Source organism: Staphylococcus sp. TE8 (genome assembly GCF_000692055.1).
GTDB lineage: Bacteria > Bacillota > Bacilli > Staphylococcales > Staphylococcaceae > Staphylococcus > Staphylococcus capitis.
Map to the genome: position 1 here is coordinate 38,650 of NZ_JMGB01000001.1, position 22,629 is coordinate 61,278.

Genomic DNA, 22,629 nt, shown 5'->3' on the forward strand with positions numbered 1-22,629 from the left:
AGAAGAGGTATAACGGAGTGGAAGAATTAAGACAACTTACGTATAAAGATGAAGAAACATTCAACGTTTATATTCAAGAATGGTATGACAATAATGAAAAAGTTGTACCAGGAAATACGAATTTAAAAGAATATCAGTCCTTCAAAGATATGGTTGATTTTCTTAATCAAGAAAGACCAAGTAAAGATTGGGTTCCCACCACAACATTATTTTATTTTGTTGATGGAAATATTGTGGGTGCGGTGGATATTAGACACGAACTCAATCATCGATTAAGAAACATTGGGGGTCATATTGGGTATGGCGTAGCTCGATCATATAGAGGTAAAGGATATGCCTCAACCTTATTAGGACAAGCCCTTGACTACTTAAAAATACGAAATGTTGAAACAATTCTTATGACTACAAATCCATTCAATTACGCATCTCAAAATGTCATAAAAAAATATGGTGGTTATGAAATCGAACCCTATATTAAAAAGAATGGGAAAGTTGTTAATCGATATCAAATTTTGAATAAATAAAAATCACCCTTCAAAAGAAGGGTGATAGTTGTCAAAAGTTAATTAAATAGTTTTGCTAAAAAGAAGCAAAATCGCAAGGTAATGTGTTAATGCACATTGCCTTTTATTTATAAATAATAGAATAGCACGGAATTTATATTGTCACAACAAAAATTTAATAAATCCGACATCTTAGCTTCATTTATCGGATTACTTATTATTTTAATCAGAGTGTATTATTATATGAGTGAAAGTAACAATGTAAATTATAATTCAAATTTGAAACGATAGAAAAAAATATATTTAAATAATCGGGTGGTATTAATGAAGTATGTAATATATGGAATAAACCTATTTAATTATATTATTTTAATCACTTGGATTAGCCTATCTTTAAATCGTATGAGTGAAGTAGGACCAGATATAGTCTCATTTTTTGCTTTATTTAGCATTTTCTTACTTATTATTTCATTGATATTTAGTTTTATATCAAGAACTCAAGACGATATTAAGGATACGCTCAATATGAGTATTTTTATCAATTTATTTAATTTAGTGGTACTCACGTCGATACTTTTAGCAATACTATTTTAATCCTTCAATTATGTTAGATATTAAAATCTAAGGGAATGTTATTTAAAAGCGTCATGGTATAAAGGAGAGTTTTTAAATGCGATATTTAGATGAACAAACTCAATCAGAGTTATTAAATATGAATGAAGTTATTGAAGAGGTTGGACAAGCGCTAAAAGCATTTTCAGAAGGTAAAACTGAAACCCCATTACGACATGTGTTGCCATTTAATGAACACAATCGATACTTAGTGATGCCAGCATTATCAGATGAATTAAAAATTGTCGGATTAAAAACCGTTTCATTTGCTCCTGATAATCCTAAAAAAGATAAAGCAACAATTACAGGCTCAGTAATACTAAGCGATTATGAAACGGGGGAAACACTAGCAGTACTAGATGGTGGTTATTTAACTAAAATTAGAACAGGCGCGATTTCTGGTGTGGCTACAAAATATTTATCTCGTGAAGATGCTAAAGTATTAACTGTCATTGGTGCCGGAGTACAAGCTGAAGGTCTCATAGAAGCTGTCATGGCTGTGAGAAATATTGAGGAAGTTCACTTTTCAAGTAGAACTAAGGAAAAAGCTGAAAAGCTTGCTGAAGCAACTCAACAAAAATTTGGAGTTAAAACCAAAACGTATGATCAAGCAGATGAAGCAATGGAGGCTGCGGATATTATTGTTACTGCTACAAATGCTTCAGAACCAGTATATTCACATACGTTACATCCAGGCGTCCATCTTAATGCAGTAGGTTCTTTCAAACCAGATATGCAAGAATTACCATCAGAGTCTATGATGATCGCTAATAAGATTGTTGTTGAATCGACCGAAGCGGCAATGGAAGAAACAGGCGATTTAAAAGTGCCTCAGGAAGAGGGTATATTAACTGACAATATGCTATATGGTGAGTTAGGTGATATCGTCTCAGGTAAGAAAGCAGGACGTGAGGACGAAAAAGAGGTAACTTTATTTAAATCAGTGGGTCTAGCTATTGTTGATATTGTAGTAGCTCAGTATTTCTATAAAAAAGCACTTGAAAGTGATAATTAATCATATTATAAATCCCGCTAAAATTAACTAGCGGGATTTTATATGAGTTCTATCATGGTCGATGTCTATAATTATATATAACCTGTTTAACACAAAGTGTAGCTAAAATTAGAAAGATGAGTAGGCTAAATGTACTTAGCATCTCAGGCACTAACTCATGTTTAGTTACAAGTACATAAATATTTTGAAAGATAAATGCTAAAAAGATTAATAAGCTAGATAGCAAACCTACTTGTCGTTGTTTATACGTTTTCAAACCACCATTCATTACGATCACCTACATTATATTTAACTTAAATTAATGATAACGTTTGCATTTATGAATTGCAAACGTAATTGAAGTAGTAGGAGGGCACTGTAACCTCACACAAACGGCAGACTGCTATAAGTGGATGGAGAATTATTTCCCAAGAAATATGACTGTCGCCTTTATATGCCATCTTGTGGATTAATAGTCTCAGTATTTGAACCACTTTCCGGGATTTACTCTAATCATGTTGATTATTCGCAATAAGCGTGTGTATCTTTTAATTTGGACTAAATTAAAAATCAACTTTGTCTTATTTAATATTTTCCGTAAGTAGATAATCTTTATGCGTTTGATTAACTATATATGTTTCTTAATAAAATAGAGTTTAATCATTAAAAAGTGACTCTGAGAATGACTATTTTATCTCAGAGTCTCTTGTATATTTAGGCTGACTTTTTGTGAGTATGATTGCTTGATTGTTTACCATTGTCTGATTTATGTGTTGATTTTTTCACTGAATCTAATTTTCCATTAATGATTCTTTCAGGATTATTAGTATTATATTTATTTAAATTGTGCTTTTGAATATAATTTCCTACGACTTCATCAAGCGAAATACCTTCCTCGCGTTGTCCTCCAAACATATCGTAGCCATCACCTTTGTTAGCGGTAAAATCATTGGTAGCAACATAGTATGTTTTATTAGGATTTAATTTTTCAAATTTTCCGGTCTCACGATTACGAACTTGAATATCTCGAACTCTTGAGCCAGATTTTTGATTCATATCATAATAAACACGTATTGATTTCGAAACTTGTAAGAAACCGCCATTTGGTGATAGTTGTTTCTTACCATCTTTTGTTTCAGTAGGAGAACCTAGACTATGTTCAAATGCTTTCTTCACATTCGTACCTTTAACTTTAATCTGTGAAATTAAATTACCGAAAGGCAGCACTGTAATAATATCGTTTTGAGTGACTTTGCCTTTAGAGATGGAAGCGCGAATACCACCGCCATTAGTCACTGCGAAATCTGGCTTATGTTTAAAGTTTTTCGCTGCGTAATCCTCCATCGCATCTGTAATTAGATTTCCTAAATTCGTTTCTTGAGTACGAGCTATATTTTTATCGCCTTTAAATTCAACTTTATTATTAGGAATAATCACTTTAGATGTTTCTTTTTTAAATTCATTATTCGCTTTATTTACTTGTTTTTCTATTGAGGGATCAGCTTTTATTTTATTTGTATCTTTGACGTTAATCAGACTCGCTTTTAAATCTGACACTTTATGATGGTTAAAAAGAAAACTAATTTTGCCTACATTTTCCAAAGCAGTACCCGTTTGAGCTAAGATACCATGATTATACTTTTTGCCATGTTTTATAACAGAATGTGAGTGACCATCTAAAACTATGATTGGTTTTTTTATTGAGTTATCTTTGGATAATTGTTCAATTAGATAATCTCCACGCCATTCTTTTTTAGTATTTTTATCGATGCCAAGATGAGATAAAACAACATATACATCTGCTTTACCATCCATTTCTTTAATAGCACCTTTCACACTGCTCAATGGATCTTTAAATTCTACATCTTTCACAGCATCAGGAGAGGTTTTAATTTTAGTTTCGGGAGTTGTAACACCTACTAAACCGTATCGCACACCATTACGTTTAATTATAGTTGAAGGTTTGAAAATGCGCTTCCCGTTTTTATAAATATTTGATGAGATCATTGGAAAATGAAGCTGTTTTTGTAATTTTAATAATTGGTTATAGCCAAAATCAAATTCATGATTACCAATTGTCATAGCGTCATAGCCTACTTTATTCATTGCTTTAGCCATTTCTTCACCTTTTGAATGGTTAGAAACTGGCAATCCTTGAAAGGCATCCCCAGAGTCTAAAACTAAATCAGGTTTTTCTTTATTTTTGAGACCTTTTAATTTAGGCATGCCAATAACACGTCCTTTTTCTTCTACGAAGCGACCATGAATATCATTAGTATGTAATATTGTGTGTTCAGTTTTACTTTGATTGTCATTTGAGTGCGTGTGTTGTTCTGAAGCATTAACGAGGTTAAAGTTTAGTATCGTACCAAGGGTTATAAATAAAGTGATAATAGTGATTATGATTTTTTTCATATAGTTCCTCCTTTTGAAAAATTATATACATTGCAATATTAGCATATAAAAAGAATAAATAATTCTTTTATTTAAAATATTTACTTCGAATTTAAATTTAATTAATAAAACGTCATAGTCTAATGACCAAATAGCAATACAACTAACGCGCTCATACAAAAATCATAAATTAAAAACTACTTATTAAACCCTATAATGTGTTTACTGCATATACAAGAAAGCGCTTTTATTATATAATATTGATGTAAATTAAGAATATGTACATACTAGAAGGACAACGCACTTATGAAATAAACAAGGGGAGATTTTGTAATGAAAAAGATAATGATTACAGGGGCACTTGGCCAAATTGGAACCGAGTTAGTAGTGAAATGTCGAGAAATTTACGGTACAGAAAATGTATTAGCTACAGATATTAGAGAACCTGAAGCAAATTCACCAGTTCAAAATGGTCCATTTGAAATTTTAGATGTTAAAGACAGAGAGCGTATGTATAAGCTTATCGAAGATTTTGGGGCAGACACTTTAATGCATATGGCAGCATTATTATCCGCAACTGCTGAGAAGAATCCATTATTCGCTTGGGATTTAAATATGGGAGGATTAATGAACGCTCTTGAAGCTGCACGTACGTATGAACTACAATTCTTTACACCAAGCTCTATTGGTGCTTTTGGCGCGTCAACGCCTAAAGTAAATACACCACAAGTAACAATCCAACAACCTACTACAATGTACGGTGTTAATAAAGTTGCGGGTGAATTACTGTGTCAGTATTATTATGTTAAGTTTGGCGTAGATACTCGCAGCGTAAGATTCCCAGGACTTATTTCACATGTGAAGGAGCCAGGTGGCGGCACGACTGACTACGTTGTTGAAATTTATTTTAAAGCAGTAAGAGAAGGTCGTTATACAAGCTATATCGATAAGAACACATATATGGATATGATGTATATGGATGATGCCATCGACGCTATTATAAAATTAATGGAAGCAGATGGTGCCAAATTAGAAACTCGTAATGGTTATAATTTAAGTGCAATGAGTATAGAACCTGAAATGGTTAAAAAAGCCATTCAAGAGTACTACCCTAATTTCGAACTAGACTATGATGTTGATCCAGAACGTCAAAATATTGCTTCAACATGGCCTGATAGTATCGATACGAGCTGTTCACGTGGTGAGTGGGGATTTAATCCAAAATATGATTTAGCCTCAATGACTAAGTTGATGCTAGCAGCAATTGAAGAAAAAGAAAAGGTTGCTAAATAGAAAATCTTATATAATTAATAACGTAGTTTAGCTAAAACTTACTCCTTTTAAAATTAAAACTTTTAAAAGGAGTTTTTTTATATTTTAAATCCAATGTATCTATAACATACGTAAATAACTAAACTTGTAAGTTTAATATGGTAATGTTTAACTAATAAAGAGTACATAATTACATTTGTATATTTATTTTGAATATTTAGAAAACTCATTGAATAGTATAAATGCGATTGATATAATTTAGAGTAACTATTCAATTCGGAGAAATTACTAGGAGGCTATATTCATGTCAGAAAAGGTAAAATTTGAACAACGAGATACATTGAAAGAAAAACCAGACACATCGAAATTAGGATTCGGTCAATATTTTTCAGACTATATGCTAAGTTTGGATTATGATGCGGATAAAGGTTGGCATGATATGAAGATTGTACCTTATGCACCATTTGAAATTTCACCAGCAGCACAAGGTTTACATTATGGTCAAGCGGTATTTGAAGGGCTTAAAGCATATAAACACAACGGTGAAGTGGTATTATTCCGACCAGACCAAAACTTTAAACGTATTAATAATTCTTTAGCGCGTTTAGAAATGCCAGAAGTTGACGAAGAAGCATTATTAGAGGGATTAAAACAACTTATTGATGTTGAACGTGACTGGGTACCAGAGGGTGAAGGGCAATCATTATATATTCGTCCATTCGTATTTGCTACGGAAGGTATTCTAGGTGTACGTGCATCTCAACAATATAAGTTATTAATCATTTTATCGCCTTCAGGTGCGTATTATGGTGGAGACACGTTAAAAACTACTAAAATTTATGTTGAAGACGAATATGTTCGTGCCGTACGTGGAGGAGTAGGATTTGCGAAAGTTGCCGGTAACTATGCTGCTAGTCTACTTGCACAAACTAATGCTAACAAATTAGGTTATGACCAAGTATTATGGCTAGATGGTGTGGAACAAAAATATGTCGAAGAAGTTGGAAGTATGAATATCTTCTTCGTTGAAAATGGAAAAATAGTCACACCTGCATTAAATGGAAGTATCTTACCAGGTATTACTAGAAAATCAATTATTCAATTAGCTGAAGACTTAGGTTACGAAGTTGAAGAAAGAAAAGTTTCAATTGACGAATTATTCGACGCTTACGACAAAGGTGAACTTACAGAAGTATTTGGTGCAGGTACTGCAGCGGTTATTTCTCCAGTTGGTACGTTACGCTATGAAGACAGAGAAATTGTTATTAATAATAATGAGCCAGGTGAAATCACTCAAAAATTATATGACACATATACTGGTATTCAAAGCGGTAAATTAGAAGATAAATATGGTTGGAGAGTTGAAGTCCCTAACTATTAATGTGTTATATACTGAAAGAGCTTTCTCATTCGAGAAAGCTCTTTTTTGTGAAATAAAGAAACCATAATCCACTTTTCTATAATTATTGAAGTCTCTATATTACAATAATATGTAAATGAATGTACTACAAAAAATCATTTTCAGGAGAGAAGTAAAAATGGAATGGATATTATTTGATAAAGATGGCACGCTAATAGAATTTGATAAGAGTTGGGAAAAAATCGGTGTGCGCCTTGTTGATAAACTATTAGAGACATTTCCTGTGCACGACAAAGAAGTAGCACACCGTCAACTTGGAATTATTGACGATAAAATTGTTCCTGATTCAATTATGGGTTCAGGATCATTAGGAGATATGATTAAATCTTTTAATAAAGTTACTGGAGAAGATACATCTGATTGGGCAAGAAATACTAGCCAAGAACTTGTTGATACTCGTGTTCCTGAAAATAATTGGATTGAAGGTGTGCAAGAGACTATTCAGGAACTTAGAAACGAAGGTTATAAAATTGGTATTGTCACTAGTGATACCAAAAAAGGCGTAGATCAATTTCTAGAAGAAACGCAATCTAAAGAATTATTTGATTTAATTATTTCTACAGAAACTCATGCTGAAGAAAAACCCAATCCAAAAGTGTTGAATCCTTTATTTGATGCTTATGATGTTTCACCAGATCAAGTTGCCATCATTGGTGATACTACAAATGATATGAAAACTGCGGTAAACGCTAAATTAGGTTTAAGTATAGGAGTACTAACTGGTATCGCAAAAAGAGAGGAACTTCATGAAGCGGATGCGGATGTCATTATTGACAGTGCTAAAGATGTAAAACAAATTTTAGATCAATATAAAAAATAACAAAATTAATTAAAAAGCATGGATATTTGAGTGAGTTCAAGTAACCATGCTTTTATTATATTTGTCTTTAAAAAAGAGGTTTCACTCTACATTTAATTTTAGATGTAAGTTTTAATCGGTATTTTCTATTAACATCATACATTAATTCATTGTTAACCCACCATCAACAGTTAAATTCTGACCAGTGATACCACTTGCTTCATCAGAAGCTAGATAAGCAACCATATTTGCTACATCTTGTGGCGTAGTCACTTTTTTGAGCGGTGTCGTTTGAGCGATTAAGTCGAATACCTCAGGCGTCGTTACTGCACTAGCATCAGTAGTTTTTAATAATCCTCCAGAAACCACATTGGCTGTTATACCATATTGGCCTAGCTCTGCAGCGATATTACGGGTAAAACCTATTAAGCCAGCTTTAGCAGTCGTGTATTCATGATAGGGGACGACTGGATTTTGATATAGATTTGTTCCAATATTAATAATTCTGCCTTCCTGTTTTTCAATAAATTGAGGTATGACACTTTGTGTAACATTAAATGCAGCTTTTAAAGTGCCATCAAGTTGTTGTTGATAATCTTCCCAAGTTAAATCTTTGAAGTTCTTTTGTTGATTTGGATCAAATTTAAAATTGACTAGTGCATTATTAATAACAATGTCTATATTACCAAAATGTTCCTTTGCAACTTTGACCATTTGGTCAACTTCGGCACGTTCTGTCACATCAGCTTGAATAGCAATTGCTTTTTCATGACTAATATTCTCAATCAATTTTTCAGCTTTTTCTTTGCTATGTTTATAATTCACAACAACGTTATAACCTTTATTAATTAATGTTTGAGCAATTACCGCTCCTAAACCACGGCTACTTCCAGTAATAATTGCAGTTTTTGACATTTTTAATCCTCCTAAAATTTTTTAAAAAAAGAAGCACAACTTCCGTAAAAAAGTTGTGCTTCTTAGTCATCACATATTATGACAAATTAATATTAAGAGCGTCATCACACTTTCCTACGCTAGTTTAAACTAGATTCAGGTTCAAAGGGTTTGGATAGATTCCATCTCAGTTAAAAACACCCCTAGTGTAAATCATTAACTTGTAGTATTAACCTATATATAATTAGACCGGTTGTCAAAAAATAGAATATAAGCAAAGTTTCAATTCACTTTAAGGTCTTGTATCAACTTGGCGATGAGTCTGGATGATATGAGCTATTTTATCGATAATTGGGTCTAGTGAATCCAGATTTTCGTGAATATCATACTCATTAATATTGACGCGCACCACTGGACAAGCATTAAAATTATTAATCCAATCATCGTAACGTTTGAATAATTTTTTCCAATATTCAGGGTCTGTATTAATTTCCATATCACGACCACGTTGCTTAATACGATCAATCACTTCATCATAATCACATTCTAAATAAATTAACACATCTGGTTTAGGAAAATAAGGTGTCATTACCATAGCGTTAAATAATTCTGAATACGTGTGAAAATCTTCCGGGCTCATTGTACCTTGTTCTTCATGCATTTTCGCAAAAATATCAACATCTTCATAAATAGAACGGTCCTGTACGAAGCCACCACCATATTCAAACATACGCTTTTGTTCTTTAAAGCGTTCCGCTAAAAAGTATATTTGTAGATGAAAACTCCAACGCTCAAAATCATGATAGAATTTATCTAAATAAGGATTATGATCAACATTTTCAAAAGAAGTTTTAAAATTTAATTTATCAGCAAGCGCCTGTGTTAATGTTGACTTTCCGACGCCCACAGTACCTGCAATAGTGATAATTGCATTTTGAGGAATACCAAAATTATTCATCTATATTATCTCCAATCATTGGTTTTATTAATTCTAAAATTTCTTTATAGTCGTCACTATTGTTAACAAAATCTTTCTCAGTTGTGTCAATACGTATGACATTCGCGCCCTCATTTTTTAAGGATTCATAATAAGCTTTATAATCTTGTTTCAGCTTTAATAAATAATCATCTTCAATAGTATGTTCAAAATCGCGATTGCGTTTAGCTATTCTAGTTTTGAGAACATCTAAATCTGCATCTAAAAAGATAATCATATTAGGCATTTCAAGATCTTCAGTCAAAATATCATAAATGCGACTGAATTTATCGAACTCTTTCGAATCTAATGTGTTATTTGCAAATATTTTATTTTTATGTATGTGGTAATCACTTACAACGCCTTGTTCTAACGCCTCGATATCTTGAATTTGTTTATATCTGTTACATAAAAAGAACATTTCTGTTTGAAAGCTCCACTTTTCTATGTCGTCATAAAAGTCTGATAGAAAAGGATTTTCGTCAACAATTTCTTTCTCTTCGTAATAACCAAGCGTTTGACTTAGCATTCGTGCAAGTGAAGATTTACCAACACCTATAGGTCCTTCAATTGCAATAAATGGTTTATTCATATTCACTTCTCCAAATGTTAAAATAGACAATGAGTATTGTACCATAAGTGAGGTATTGCAACACATATGAGAACTGATAAAGATTACATGCGTTTAGCAATCAAAGAAGCTCAGAAAGCACAAGCTCTAGGGGAGGTGCCCATTGGAGCTGTCATTGTTAAAAATGATCAAGTCATTGCACATGCTCATAATTTAAGAGAATCTTTACAACAACCTACTGCACACGCTGAACACATTGCGATTGAACGTGCATCTAAGGTAGTGGGTAGTTGGCGTTTAGAAGAATGTACTCTTTATGTCACCCTTGAACCCTGCGTGATGTGTGCAGGAGCCATCGTGATGAGTCGAATACCACGAGTGGTTTATGGTGCTGTTGATCCTAAGGGAGGATGTACCGGCAGTTTGATGAACTTGTTAGAGCAGCCTCAATTCAACCACAGAGCTATTGTTGAGTCGGGTATTTTGGAAAATGAATGCAGCACACTTTTACGTGATTTCTTCAAAAATATTCGCCAACAAAAGAAGGCACTCAAACAAGCAAAGATACAAAATGACACAAATTTGTTAGAATAATTGTGTATGAAAAGAGTGACAATACATGCTAACCTTTTCAAAAATTAAATTTAAAAACCTAAATTAAAAATAAATACCTACAAACGGGAAGAAACGAGGTCAACGAATGATAAAGCTAATTGCAACAGATATGGATGGAACGCTCCTTAATGCTGCACACGAAATTTCTCAAGAGAACCAAGAAGCGATTAAATTTGCACAAGAACATGGTATCACTGTTGTTATCGCGACAGGGCGTGCATTTTACGAAGCGAATACACCAGTTGCTGAAACAGATTTAAAAGTACCATATATCTGCTTGAACGGAGCCGAAGTTCGCGATGAAACGTTCAATATTATGAGTACATCTCATCTTAATCATTCTTTAGTGAGTAAGATAACGTCTACATTGAAAGAAAAAGACATATATTATCAAGTTTACACAAATAGAGGGATTTATACGGAAAATCCTCAAAGAGACTTAGAAATTTATATTGATATCGCTGAACGTGCTGGTCAAAAAGCAGATGTTGAGAAAATCGAGAACAGTATTCAAAAACGTATAGATAATGGAACTTTAAAAATTGTTGATAATTATGACAAAATTGAAGATATTCCTGGTGAATTAATCATGAAAATTTTAGCGTTCGATTCTGATTTAGGAAAAATTGATCTTGTAGGTCAAGAATTAGCTCAATCACCAAACCTTGCAGTTTCTTCATCTTCAAGAGGTAATTTAGAAATTACACATTCAGATGCGCAAAAAGGCATAGCTTTATCTACTATTGCGAAACAACTCGGCATTGATTTAAAAGATGTCATGGCACTAGGGGATAACTTAAATGATGTCTCTATGCTTGAAAGAGTCGGTTATTCGGTCGCAATGGATAATGCTGCACCAGAAGTTAAGACAGTCGCTAAGTATGTGACTGATTCAAATGAAAACAGCGGAGTCGGTAAAGCAATTAAGAAATTTTTAAAAGAAGAGAATCAATTAACATAATTAAGAGGTGTAAAAGATGAAAGGATTAATAATTGTAGGCAGTGCTAGAGTAGGTTCTCATACAAATGCTTTAGCTAAATACCTTATAGGTCAATTAGATGAACATGATGTTGATGTAGATATATTTGATTTAGCTGAGAAACCAATTCATCAATTGGACTTTTCTGGTACAACACAAGCTGCTGAAGATATTAAAAAAAATGTTAAAGAGCTTCAGGATAAAGCAATGGAAGCGGATTTCTTTATTCTTGGAACGCCTAATTATCATGGCTCATTTTCTGGCATACTTAAGAACGCTCTAGATCATTTGAATATGGATTATTTCAAAATGAAACCGGTGGGTCTCATTGGAAATAGTGGAGGTATTGTAAGTTCAGAACCATTATCACATTTAAGAGTGATTATACGCAGTTTATTAGGTATTGCAGTTCCTACACAAATTGCTACACATGATTCAGATTACGCAAAATTAGACGATGGCACATTATACTTAGAGGATAGTGAATTCCAATTACGTGCAAAATTATTCGTAGATCAAATCGTTTCATTTGTAAATAACAGTCCTTATGAACACTTAAAATAAAAAGTAAAGTTATACAATATAATTTTAAATAAAAGTAGCAGTAAGAAGGTTCTTAATTGAAACCGACTTACTGCTATTATTTTTATGGGCTGATATTCTAAAATCTATGTATTGATATCATTTATTAATTGTTGCCATCTATTTATAATGGCATCCTTACTAAAATTTTTGGATGATTCAATACTATTTTGAGCATATTTTTGTTGTAATTCCGGTTCTTCCAGTAGAGCCTTCACAGTTTCATATAGTTGATCTTCATTGTTAAATTCTACTAATGAGCCATTATAATCAGGAATAATTAATTCACCTGGTCCATATTTAATATTATAGCTAATAGAAGGAACACCATGCGATTGAGCTTCTAATAATGCTAATGAGAATCCTTCCATATTACTTGTAATTAAATTAACATATGCTGTTTTAAATTCTTCTGTTAAGTTATTAAGAAATCCTCTTAGAAATACATGATTTTCTACATGATAATCATTAATTAATGTTTTAAGCTTACTTTCTTCAGGTCCAAAACCATATAAATGTAATTCAATTTTGGGGAATAACCCTTTTAATTTACTAACCAGCTTAATTTGTTGTTCTAATTGCTTTTCAGGGGAGTATCTTGCTACAGAAATTAATTTTTGAGATGTATATCCTATATTATGTTGTGATGTACTTTCAGAGAAACCTACAGGTATCGCATAAACTGGAATACAGCCCTTAATTCTATGACGTACATCTTCGGCTTGTTGCTCCGTTGAAACTACTATGGCTTTGTAGCGTTCTAAATGATCGAAGACGCCTTTATAGACATTTTTAATCCTTGAATGCATCAAATCATTAATATCTTTGACATGAGTACTATGCAAAACGGCTACAACCGGTATTGTATGAATTGTAGAATTAAAAACATACGATGAAATTAAATTTCTGTCACTAAAGAAAAGATCACCACTGCAATAAATTTGTTCTATGAAAAATGCACTTAACTCAGTATCATTATTGAAGAAATACGTTCTCCCCTGATGATGTAATAGTATTTTCTTAGCTATATTAGGTTCATTTGAATCAATATCATAATATTTCTCTAATTTAACTTCTTTTTGAGGAGAATAGTAAAACTCCGATTGAATTTTTTGATCAGTTGATAAAATTCTAGTACAACTTAAGAATCCTCGAGTATCATACAGCTCTCTTTTGATTTTCCTACGAGATGTATCGAAATAATTAAGATAATCAAGTTTTTTATAAGTCTCATCTGTAAAATGGGCATACATTATAAAGTTGTTACCATCATAAACGCGTACATCATTAGAATGTTCAACATACTTAATTGTGTATCCACAATCATGCTGCCAATCATGTAACCAATTTTTACTATTTATCGATTCAATATTTATAGTTACTTGCGTAGCTTCTTGAAAATAATCGTACATATTTATGTAATCTTCATGCATTAAATAATTTGATGCTGTATCAGTTAAGTAACGATTCCATGCTAATAGAATAACTTTTGATGGATATTTATTTTCTTTAAAAAGGTTTAAACGATTGATAATAGCTTTTTCAATACCTGTGATTTTTTGACCAATATTGTTTCCTACAAAATAAAACATTCGATACCTCATCTGTTTAAATTTATTTTACAAATATTATAACATAATAAAATCTTCAAATATTAAATAAACTAAAAATAAAAATTCAATAATATTAAAAACATTCCTATTCTACTTAGTCCGAAATTATTAACCTCCTTATCTATAGCACTTTTTTAACACCTTAACATTCTGAATATTTAAAATAATGTTAGCGCTTACACTAAACTTTATGATAAACTTACACGGTAGAGATGTTTAGAACAAAGGGGTGGGGATGACTATGAAACGTTATCGTTATTTTATCATTACCATGATTGTTATTATGACGATGATTAATTACATCGATCGTGGTGCAATCTCATATGCTCAAGAAGATATTATTAAAGAATTTGGTTTTGATACGATTGCTTGGGGATCTATACTAGGATACTTTGGCTATGGTTACATGTTTGGTTCATTGCTTGGTGGAATTACTGCCGATAAAAAGGGACCTAAATTTGTTTGGATATTGGCTGGGACGGCTTGGTCTTTAGTTGAAATTGCAATGGCTTTTGCAGGTGAACTTGGTATGGCAATATTTGGAGGTTCAGCCATTGCTGGATTTGGTTTACTTCGAGTGCTTTTCGGTATTTCAGAAGGTCCTATCTTTTCAACGATTAGTAAAACTAATGCGAACTGGGCGGCACCTAGAGAACGTGGTTTGTTATCAGCTCTTGGTTTAATTGGCGTACCTTTAGGAGCACTTATTACTGCACCTATCGTATCTGGTTTCTTAACTATAGCAAGTTGGCGTTTACTCTTTGTCTTATTAGGCATACTTGGGTTAGTCTGGGTAATTATTTGGGCAAAGGTATTTACAGATTATCCCGAGGACAATAAAAAAGTTTCAGAAGAAGAATTAAATGATATTCGCTCTACAAATGAGAGTTTAAATGTTGAAAAAACAGTAGAAACAGAAGATTCAAGTGAAAAGTGGTATCATTTCTTTAAAAGTCCAACACTCGTAGGAAACATGATTGGTTATTTTGGTTTCCAATATGTGAATTTCCTTATATTAACATGGACACCGAAATACTTGCAGGATGAATATCATTTTGAAATCCATTCACTTTGGTATTTGGGGATGATTCCTTGGATCGGCGCTTGTTTTACAGCATATTTTGGTGGTCAAATGTCTGACTGGCTTCGTAAAAAGACTGGTAACTTACGTATCGCACGTTCATACTTTGCGATTGCAGGCATGATTTGTGCAGCAATATGTTTCCTAATTATTCCATTCACACATAGTATCGTTGCAGTCATGATTTTAATGATGATAGGGAATGCGTTTATCTTCTTACCTAACGCAGTTTACTGGTCAGTGATTATTGATACAGCACCAAATAAAACTGGTACCTATGGTGGTATAACTCACTTCTTTGTTAATACAGCGACAGTGATTGCGCCTACACTTACAGGTATTTTAGTTGCTACTCACGGTTATTCAACAATGTTTATTTCAGCGGTTGTAGCTTCATTGATTAGTATTATTGCAATGTGTTTCGTTAGACCAGGGGAGAAGAATATGAGTAGACATTAACTTAATATTAATTTATTTTTAAAAATGTCTATGTAATACGCACGCGACATATTAAAATTTTATATCGCATAAAAAAAGAGAGTTGCTTTAAAGAAGTGTGGAGCAACTCTCTTTTTTCTATCATTTTCTATATTTTAAACGAGCAAACGCATCGTGTTGGTGAATAGATTCTTCATTGCGACATTCAATATCAAAGCCATCAATCCAGTCGAATTCAACTAAATCAGCAGCAATGAGTCGAATTAAATCTTCTACGAAACGTGGGTTTTCATAAGCACGTTCTGTGACACGTTTTTCATCTGGACGTTTCAAGATAGGGTATAATATGGAACTCGCGTTAGCTTCCATAGCGTCTAAAATTTTATCTTTATAATCATCCACGACTTTAGCATCTTTATCTAAATAAGTTTTAACTGTAACGATTCCACGTTGGTTATGCGCTGAGTACTCACTGATTTCTTTAGAACAAGGACAAAGTGTTGTAACAGTAGCTTCAATCGTTAGTTCTTTACGTGTTACTTTTTCGCCATCAATTGCAAGTCCGTACGTGACGTCTGCGTTACCTACAGCTTTAATATTAGTCACTGGACTAAAGCGATCAAAGAACCATTTTCCTGAGACATCCACCCCAGCAGCATTTTGATTCATTTTTTCTTGAAGTGTGCGTAATACTTGATAAAGTGTATTAAATTCAAGCTCAATTCCATTATTATAATGCTTTTCAACACTCTCTAATATACGACTCATATTAATGCCTTTTTCATCTTTATTTAAACTTGTTGAAAAGCTAAATAATCCTGCAGTTTGATACTGATCAATCAATACAGGATACGTTAAATTTTTAATTCCTACTTCTTCTATTTCAAATAGGAAATTTTTATGAGTGCTTTGTAAATCAGTCATTTCATTTTTAGTTGTAGGTTTCGTACCTTCGATAGGATCTACAGAACCGAAGTGTTTCCAACGACCCTCTCGAGTAGATAAATCAAATTCTGTCATGTTTTACCTCCATTTAAGATTCGAAGTGATAAGTCCAAAATGGCTCAACCTTTAAGAAACTTTGTGCTTGTCCATCAATGTCAGGGCTCGCAATTTGTTTTAAGAATGGTCCTGTTTGAGAAGCATGCGCTTCAAAGGCTTTAAGTTTTAAATCACTATATTTAGAAATGTCATTTTGAATGTCTGGTTGACCAAGTATTTCTGGTGCATCATTACTAAATGCTACAAGTGTGAGTCGTGGACGTTCTGATTCTGGCATACGTCCTACTGTACGTACAACAGCTTCTGCTGTAGCTTCATGGTCTGGATGCACGGCGAATTTAGGATAAAATGAAATAATTAACGACGGGTTAGTTTCATCAATGAGATTTTTTACCATATCGTCCATTTGATCATGTGGTTCAAACTCAACCGTTTTATCTCGTAACCCCATCTTTCTTAGGTCTGTAATTCCAATTGCTCGGCAAGCATCTTCAAGTTCTCGTTCTCGAATATTAGGTAAAGATTCCCTTGTCGCAAAAGGAGGGTTACCCAAGTTACGTCCCATTTGTCCTAGTGTTAAGCATGCGTACGTGACTGGCACGCCTGCGTCAATATAACTTGCAATGGTTCCAGCAGATGAGAAGGTTTCATCATCTGGATGTGGAAAGATTACAAGTACGTGTCTTTCATCAGTCATGATTCATAACCTCCTCTATATTGTGAATGGCTTATCGCTAATTTCTATTGTAGCTGCCAATTGTCCTTCATAATTAAATCCGGCGATGAGGAATTCGTTGTCGTGATTAACTTCATAGTGCGTTAATCCTTGTACATAAACCCAACCACCTTCTCGTAATTTTAATCCGACACGATATGGATCTTTTTCGCCACCTTTAAGTTGTGCGTGTTCATATGTGACTTGTATATTTCTTAAAAAGGTACCTGCGTTAAAAACGCGTTCGTCGAAATGGTTAGCGTATGCGCCATTTGTAGTTTCGACATGTAAGTACACGGGTTTATTTGCATAAGAAGTAAGTAAGTTAAATACTTCTTGTTCATTAATCGGTTCCAACACGTTCACTCCCTTATATTTTGCAGTGTGTTGATTGTAAACTGTCGAAATTTTAAACATTAGTTAAAGACTTTATCATATTACATCAATAGTAATAGAGCGTTTATAACTCGATGAGTTGCGACGCCCTTATGCGTAGCCGAGTTGTGTGAGTCTTCACAGGTTTTGTAGTTATTAAGATTAGAGATGTTTATTTTAGTGTTAAGTACTTCACTAAAAAGATTCCAAAGTCGCGATTTTTTACGCTTTATTATTAGTGACTACTTATATTATCTCTTTAATATTTTACAACGTGTACTAATGTGTTTATAAAAAATCAGTAAATGTGTTTATCTATATATTTTACTAGAAAGCGATGTATATTTGTACACGAATGCTTGAAATAATTAGGAAAATTTTTTAGTTATAGATAAAAAGATAGATAATGAAGTTTGTTAAATTTCTTTAAATTAAGAATTAAATTTTGTTAAATATGTATTTGAAGGGTATATTATATAAGTGGAGTTGGAAAGGTGTAAGAACATAGATTTAAAAATCGAGGTGTTTAAAAATTGAAAATCATCAACTTAGGTTCTAAGAAACTTGCGTCATTTTATGTTGCATGTGAATTATATAAAGAAATGAGTTGCCAACCTACAAGTAAATTAGGTTTAGCTACTGGTGGCACAATGACTGAGGTATACAAATATTTAGTTGAGTTATTAGAAAAGAATCAATTAGATGTTTCTCATGTTGAAACATTTAATTTAGATGAATATGTTGGATTAAAAGCTGAACACCCTCAAAGTTATCATTATTATATGAATGAGGTATTATTTGATCAATATCCGAACTTCAATAAAGAAAATATTCATATACCAAATGGTTACAGCTCTCAATTAGAGGATGAGGCTGAACGTTATAACCAATTGCTTAATGATAGAGGTCCTGTTGATATACAAATATTAGGTATAGGTGAAAATGGTCATATTGGATTTAATGAACCTGGTACTGATTTACATAGTGAAACGCACATTGTTGATTTGACAGAGAGTACGATACGTGCAAACAGTCGTTATTTTGAAAGTGAATCAGATGTTCCACAACAAGCTGTTTCAATGGGATTAGCAAGTATTTTAAAGGCTAAACGTATTATTTTGCTTGCATTTGGAGAAAAGAAAAAAGAAGCGATTCATCAATTAATGAATAACCAGGTTACTAAAGACATCCCTTCTACAATTTTACATGCCCATCCAAATGTGGAAGTGTATGTTGATGATGAGGCTGCACCTCCTCATATTGATAAAGTCTAATTGTGGTGATAGCATTTTCAGCTCAGTTTAAAAAATGAAATGCCGGGTAAACACCTTTATATAATAGAAATTGACTGTCATATGAAAGGATGTATTTCATTGGAACTACAATTAGCAATTGATTTATTAAATAAAGAAGAAGCAGCAAAATTAGCGAAAAAAGTTGAAGAATATGTAGATATTGTTGAAATTGGTACGCCGATTGTTATTAACGAAGGTTTACCATCAGTACAACATTTAAATGAGAATATTAGTAATGCGAAAGTATTAGCAGATTTAAAAATCATGGATGCAGCAGATTATGAAGTAAGCCAAGCTGTTAAATTTGGTGCTGATGTTGTAACTATTTTAGGTGTAGCAGAAGACGCATCAATTAAAGCTGCTGTTGAAGAAGCACATAAACATGGTAAAGAATTATTAGTAGATATGATTGCGGTACAAGATCTTGAAACACGCGCAAAAGAATTAGACGAAATGGGCGCTGATTATATCGCTGTACACACTGGTTATGATTTACAAGCTGAAGGTCAATCACCATTAGATAGTTTACGTACAGTGAAGTCAGTAATTAAAAATTCTAAAGTCGCTGTAGCTGGCGGTATTAAACCAGATACAATTAAAGATATTGTGGCTGAAGAACCTGATTTAGTTATCGTAGGTGGAGGAATCGCAAACGCTGACGATCCTGTTGAAGCTGCAAAACAATGTCGCGATGCGATTGAAGGTAGATAGGATGACAGAATTTAATAACTATCGTCTTATACTTGATGAATTAGATCATACGTTGTCGCATGTTGATGATACGTCGTATGAAAGATTTGCTAATGACGTTGTTGGTGCGGATAGAATATTTGTAGCTGGTAAAGGGCGTTCTGGATTTGTTGCAAATAGTTTTGCAATGCGTTTAAACCAACTAGGTGAACACGCTTATGTTGTAGGAGAGTCCACGACTCCATCAATAAAAGAGCACGACCTTTTCATTATTATTTCTGGGTCAGGTTCAACAGAACACTTAAGATTGTTAGCTGAAAAAGCGCAAAAGATTGGCGCTAAAGTTGTACTTATTACAACGCAAACAGATTCGCCAATCGGAGAGCTTGCTGAAACTATTATAGAATTACCAGCTGGCACTAAACACGATATTGAAGGTTCTAAGCAACCACTAGGAAGCTTGTTTGAACAAGCGTCACTAGTTTTCCTCGACAGTGTTGTATTGCCTTTAATGGAAGCATTTCATATCAATGAAGAAACAATGCAACAAAATCATGCTAATTTAGAATAGTAAGAAATACTACCAGAGATTCCATGAAGTCCATGAAATCTCTGGTTTTTTAATATATCGCAGTTTTAACCAAAAAAGTGTATATTTATAATGTAATTACTATCTAAGAGGTGTAACATCATGAATTTTGACAACTATATTTTTGATTTTGGTGGTACTTTAGCAGACACAACATCATGTCACGTTTATGCAACTGAGCAGGCTTTTAAGGAATTAAATTTAAAGAATCCTGGTAAAGAAGAAATTTTAAGTGCACAAAGCCAACCGTTAGAGGAAGGTTTGAGAAGTTTAACTAGTATCGGTATAGATGAGGAAAAAGTTGAATTATTCCTTAGGGCTTATCATAAATATTACAGGCAATATGAAATACATAATATAAAAGAGTTTGCGGGAATAAGTGAAATGCTCCAATTACTACATAATAAAAAGAAAAATATCTTTGTAATATCAAGTAATGAAACAGCTGTAGTAACAAGACAATTAGATTATTTAGGGCTTAATCGATTTACAAAAGATGCACTAGGTTTACATATTAAGGAGTTGCGAAAGCCTCATTATAAAATCTTACAATCCATCATACAGAATAATCATTTAAATCAAGGACGTACAGTCTATATCGGAGATACAACGCATGATGTTAAAAGTGCGAGTTTATCAGATATTAGATCCTGTGTAGTGACTTGGGGCGCGCAATCTGCACATGATTTACTTCAAGAAAATCCGTATTATGTCGTGAATGAACCAGAGGGAATTTTTACTATAATATAAATTAATAACGTCTTACTTCCATATCATTGGTAGTAGGGCGTTAATTTTAGCATGAGGAATTTTAAGATTAATGTTAACATATTTATAAATATAGTTTACATATGGTGATGGTATGTTAGAGGTAATTAAAAATATTTATGATTTTGGTGAGCATCAACCTAAGCGATTGGCTTTGGTATTTGATCATCAACGAATAACTTACGATGAATTGATTCATGAGATAGATAAAGCAAGTTCTCAATATTCTATGATTAACGAGGGAGAAAAAGTTGGTTTATTAAGTAACCATCCGATAAAAAATCTAATTCATTATTTCGCTATTCATAGAGTTGGAGGTATTCCGTGCTTTTTTAGTAGTAAATGGAATAAAGTTACAATAAATCAGCTGATTGAAAAATATAAAATTCAATGGTTAAAGAGTGACCAGCACTTAATTAAAACAGGGTATAATAGGATTTCTCATTCTAATAATGGTACATTACTGCATATTGGATTTACTTCGGGAACAACTGGCTTGCCCAAGGCTTATTATAGAAATGAACATTCATGGTTAATTTCTTATAAAGAGAATGAGAAATTAATAAAGCATGATTCAAAAGTGATTGTTGCTCCTGGCCCTTTATCACACTCACTCTCCTTATACGCATGTATATATGCTTTGTTTACAGGACGCACATTTGTAGGTCAAAAAGAGTTTAATGCAGAAGTACTCGTGAAGACTATACAGTCTATACATCAGCCTGCTTCATTGTTTGTAGTACCCACGATGCTTTATCAGTTCATTTTAAAAGATTTACATACTGTAGAAATTAAAAGTATTTTCAGCAGTGGAGCAAAGCTTTCAAAAGAACAATTTATGGCTATCGCTCAACTTTATCCAGATACGAATTTAATAGAATTTTTTGGCACCTCTGAGGCAAGTTTTATTAGCTATAATTTCAATCAAACAGCACCAAGACAATCAGTAGGCAAATTGTTTCCAAACGTGGAAGCCAAACTATTTGAGAAAGATTCAAAACATATTGGACTACTAAAAGTTCGAAGTGAAATGACTTTTAGTGGATATGTTGGTGAAGAACAAATTTCAAATGAGTGGATTGAGACAGGAGATTATGCACTAATTAGAAATAGAAATTTATATCTAGTAGGAAGGAAAAGTGACCGTCTAATTATAGGTGGCGTTAACGTATATCCTAGTGAGATAGAACAGCGCGTGATGAATATTGAAGGTGTCAGTGAAGCAATAGTAATAGGTGAGCCACATCATAAGTTTGGAGAAATAGCAGTTCTTTTGTATACAGGAATAAAAGAATTAAAATATTCAGAAGTAAAAACGTGTTTAAAGAGTCATCTATCAAGATATGAGGTTCCGTCTAAAATTAGGAAAATTGACGGTATGCATTACACTGAATCTGGAAAAATTGCTAGAGGAAAAATGAAAACTAAATATTTGAATGGAGAGATTTAAA

24 protein-coding genes and 1 riboswitch are annotated in these 22,629 nt (G+C 33.0%); of the genes, 15 read left to right on the top strand and 9 right to left on the bottom strand.

Annotation, left to right across the window (positions count from 1 at the left end; translation table 11 throughout):
• Nucleotides 1-17 precede the first annotated feature (17 nt).
• The 3 genes from CM54_RS00170 (at nt 18) to CM54_RS00180 (ending at nt 2,130) form a co-directional block, all read left to right on the top strand.
• Complete coding sequence (locus CM54_RS00170; RefSeq protein ID WP_030059895.1) at nt 18-524, top strand: GNAT family N-acetyltransferase; 507 nt, start codon at nt 18-20, stop codon at nt 522-524.
• A gap of 303 nt (nt 525-827) precedes the next feature.
• On the top strand, nt 828-1,097 hold the full coding sequence (locus CM54_RS00175) for a hypothetical protein (RefSeq protein ID WP_023350784.1): 270 nt from the start codon (nt 828-830) through the stop codon (nt 1,095-1,097).
• Between the two features lie 76 nt (nt 1,098-1,173).
• Entirely contained in the window at nt 1,174-2,130 is a 957-nt protein-coding gene (locus tag CM54_RS00180) for an ornithine cyclodeaminase family protein (protein ID WP_037548145.1), read from the top strand.
• Between the two features lie 52 nt (nt 2,131-2,182).
• Here the strand turns inward: CM54_RS00180 and CM54_RS00185 are convergent, their stop codons facing one another.
• Together CM54_RS00185 and CM54_RS00190 are read right to left on the bottom strand one after the other, a co-directional pair.
• A complete protein-coding gene (locus CM54_RS00185) occupies nt 2,183-2,398 on the bottom strand; it encodes a hypothetical protein (RefSeq protein ID WP_023350782.1) in 216 nt (71 codons plus the stop codon).
• A gap of 425 nt (nt 2,399-2,823) precedes the next feature.
• Nucleotides 2,824-4,524: a 5'-nucleotidase C-terminal domain-containing protein gene (locus CM54_RS00190; RefSeq protein WP_037548147.1), complete on the bottom strand. Its 1,701-nt coding sequence runs from the start codon at nt 4,522-4,524 to the stop codon at nt 2,824-2,826.
• 312 nt (nt 4,525-4,836) lie between these two features.
• Here CM54_RS00190 and CM54_RS00195 point away from each other — a divergent pair, with 312 nt between their 5' ends.
• The 3 genes from CM54_RS00195 to CM54_RS00205 all read left to right on the top strand — a co-directional run bounded on the left by CM54_RS00195 (nt 4,837) and on the right by CM54_RS00205 (nt 8,015).
• Entirely contained in the window at nt 4,837-5,796 is a 960-nt protein-coding gene (locus CM54_RS00195) for an NAD-dependent epimerase/dehydratase family protein (RefSeq protein WP_037548149.1), read from the top strand.
• A gap of 283 nt (nt 5,797-6,079) precedes the next feature.
• The gene (locus tag CM54_RS00200; protein ID WP_030059905.1) at nt 6,080-7,156 is read left to right on the top strand and encodes a branched-chain amino acid aminotransferase; all 1,077 of its coding nucleotides are present in this window, start codon (nt 6,080-6,082) and stop codon (nt 7,154-7,156) included.
• Nucleotides 7,157-7,313: 157 nt separating this feature from the next.
• Nucleotides 7,314-8,015, top strand: coding sequence for an HAD family hydrolase (locus CM54_RS00205; protein WP_002433489.1), 702 nt, complete (start codon nt 7,314-7,316; stop codon nt 8,013-8,015).
• A gap of 141 nt (nt 8,016-8,156) precedes the next feature.
• Here the strand turns inward: CM54_RS00205 and CM54_RS00210 are convergent, their stop codons facing one another.
• The 3 genes from CM54_RS00210 to CM54_RS00220 all read right to left on the bottom strand — a co-directional run bounded on the left by CM54_RS00210 (nt 8,157) and on the right by CM54_RS00220 (nt 10,456).
• Nucleotides 8,157-8,909 carry a 3-oxoacyl-ACP reductase gene (locus tag CM54_RS00210; RefSeq protein ID WP_023350770.1) on the bottom strand — a complete coding sequence of 251 codons (753 nt, stop codon included), beginning with the start codon at nt 8,907-8,909 and terminating at the stop codon, nt 8,157-8,159.
• Nucleotides 8,910-9,003: 94 nt separating this feature from the next.
• Nucleotides 9,004-9,103, bottom strand: a riboswitch (TPP riboswitch).
• 77 nt (nt 9,104-9,180) lie between these two features.
• Nucleotides 9,181-9,846, bottom strand: a complete 666-nt coding sequence (locus tag CM54_RS00215; RefSeq protein WP_002433233.1) for a deoxynucleoside kinase — start codon at nt 9,844-9,846, stop codon at nt 9,181-9,183.
• Nucleotides 9,839-10,456 carry a deoxynucleoside kinase gene (locus tag CM54_RS00220; protein WP_030059909.1) on the bottom strand — a complete coding sequence of 206 codons (618 nt, stop codon included), beginning with the start codon at nt 10,454-10,456 and terminating at the stop codon, nt 9,839-9,841. The genes CM54_RS00215 and CM54_RS00220 overlap by 8 nt, the downstream gene beginning before the upstream one ends.
• A gap of 66 nt (nt 10,457-10,522) precedes the next feature.
• Here CM54_RS00220 and tadA point away from each other — a divergent pair, with 66 nt between their 5' ends.
• The 3 genes from tadA (at nt 10,523) to CM54_RS00235 (ending at nt 12,594) form a co-directional block, all read left to right on the top strand.
• Nucleotides 10,523-11,029 (top strand): tRNA adenosine(34) deaminase TadA, encoded by a 507-nt coding sequence (gene tadA, locus CM54_RS00225; protein WP_023350767.1) that lies wholly within the window; start codon nt 10,523-10,525, stop codon nt 11,027-11,029.
• A gap of 106 nt (nt 11,030-11,135) precedes the next feature.
• A complete protein-coding gene (locus tag CM54_RS00230; protein ID WP_002452494.1) occupies nt 11,136-12,011 on the top strand; it encodes a Cof-type HAD-IIB family hydrolase in 876 nt (291 codons plus the stop codon).
• A gap of 16 nt (nt 12,012-12,027) precedes the next feature.
• Nucleotides 12,028-12,594 (top strand): NADPH-dependent FMN reductase, encoded by a 567-nt coding sequence (locus tag CM54_RS00235; protein ID WP_023350765.1) that lies wholly within the window; start codon nt 12,028-12,030, stop codon nt 12,592-12,594.
• A 104-nt stretch (nt 12,595-12,698) separates the two neighbouring features.
• Here the strand turns inward: CM54_RS00235 and CM54_RS00240 are convergent, their stop codons facing one another.
• Nucleotides 12,699-14,204, bottom strand: a complete 1,506-nt coding sequence (locus CM54_RS00240) for a glycosyltransferase family 4 protein (RefSeq protein WP_037548152.1) — start codon at nt 14,202-14,204, stop codon at nt 12,699-12,701.
• Between the two features lie 262 nt (nt 14,205-14,466).
• Here CM54_RS00240 and CM54_RS00245 point away from each other — a divergent pair, with 262 nt between their 5' ends.
• The gene (locus CM54_RS00245; protein WP_037548154.1) at nt 14,467-15,765 is read left to right on the top strand and encodes an MFS transporter; all 1,299 of its coding nucleotides are present in this window, start codon (nt 14,467-14,469) and stop codon (nt 15,763-15,765) included.
• Nucleotides 15,766-15,885: 120 nt separating this feature from the next.
• Here the strand turns inward: CM54_RS00245 and folE2 are convergent, their stop codons facing one another.
• From folE2 to CM54_RS00260, 3 genes are read right to left on the bottom strand one after another with little or no spacing between them, the layout of a single operon-like run.
• Nucleotides 15,886-16,764: a GTP cyclohydrolase FolE2 gene (gene folE2, locus CM54_RS00250; RefSeq protein WP_002433461.1), complete on the bottom strand. Its 879-nt coding sequence runs from the start codon at nt 16,762-16,764 to the stop codon at nt 15,886-15,888.
• Nucleotides 16,765-16,777: 13 nt separating this feature from the next.
• Nucleotides 16,778-17,443, bottom strand: a complete 666-nt coding sequence (gene bshB2 / locus CM54_RS00255) for a bacillithiol biosynthesis deacetylase BshB2 (protein WP_002433272.1) — start codon at nt 17,441-17,443, stop codon at nt 16,778-16,780.
• Between the two features lie 15 nt (nt 17,444-17,458).
• Complete coding sequence (locus tag CM54_RS00260; protein WP_197018890.1) at nt 17,459-17,821, bottom strand: YojF family protein; 363 nt, start codon at nt 17,819-17,821, stop codon at nt 17,459-17,461.
• Nucleotides 17,822-18,369: 548 nt separating this feature from the next.
• Here CM54_RS00260 and nagB point away from each other — a divergent pair.
• The 5 genes from nagB to CM54_RS00285 all read left to right on the top strand — a co-directional run bounded on the left by nagB (nt 18,370) and on the right by CM54_RS00285 (nt 22,628).
• Nucleotides 18,370-19,110, top strand: coding sequence for a glucosamine-6-phosphate deaminase (gene nagB, locus CM54_RS00265; protein ID WP_002433147.1), 741 nt, complete (start codon nt 18,370-18,372; stop codon nt 19,108-19,110).
• Between the two features lie 99 nt (nt 19,111-19,209).
• Complete coding sequence (hxlA, locus tag CM54_RS00270) at nt 19,210-19,842, top strand: 3-hexulose-6-phosphate synthase (RefSeq protein ID WP_023350759.1); 633 nt, start codon at nt 19,210-19,212, stop codon at nt 19,840-19,842.
• Between the two features lies 1 nt (nt 19,843).
• The gene (gene hxlB, locus CM54_RS00275; protein WP_002433290.1) at nt 19,844-20,392 is read left to right on the top strand and encodes a 6-phospho-3-hexuloisomerase; all 549 of its coding nucleotides are present in this window, start codon (nt 19,844-19,846) and stop codon (nt 20,390-20,392) included.
• A gap of 120 nt (nt 20,393-20,512) precedes the next feature.
• Nucleotides 20,513-21,160 (top strand): HAD family hydrolase, encoded by a 648-nt coding sequence (locus tag CM54_RS00280; RefSeq protein WP_037548159.1) that lies wholly within the window; start codon nt 20,513-20,515, stop codon nt 21,158-21,160.
• A 112-nt stretch (nt 21,161-21,272) separates the two neighbouring features.
• Nucleotides 21,273-22,628, top strand: a complete 1,356-nt coding sequence (locus tag CM54_RS00285; RefSeq protein WP_037548162.1) for an AMP-binding protein — start codon at nt 21,273-21,275, stop codon at nt 22,626-22,628.
• The last annotated feature ends 1 nt before the right edge of the window (nt 22,629 follow it).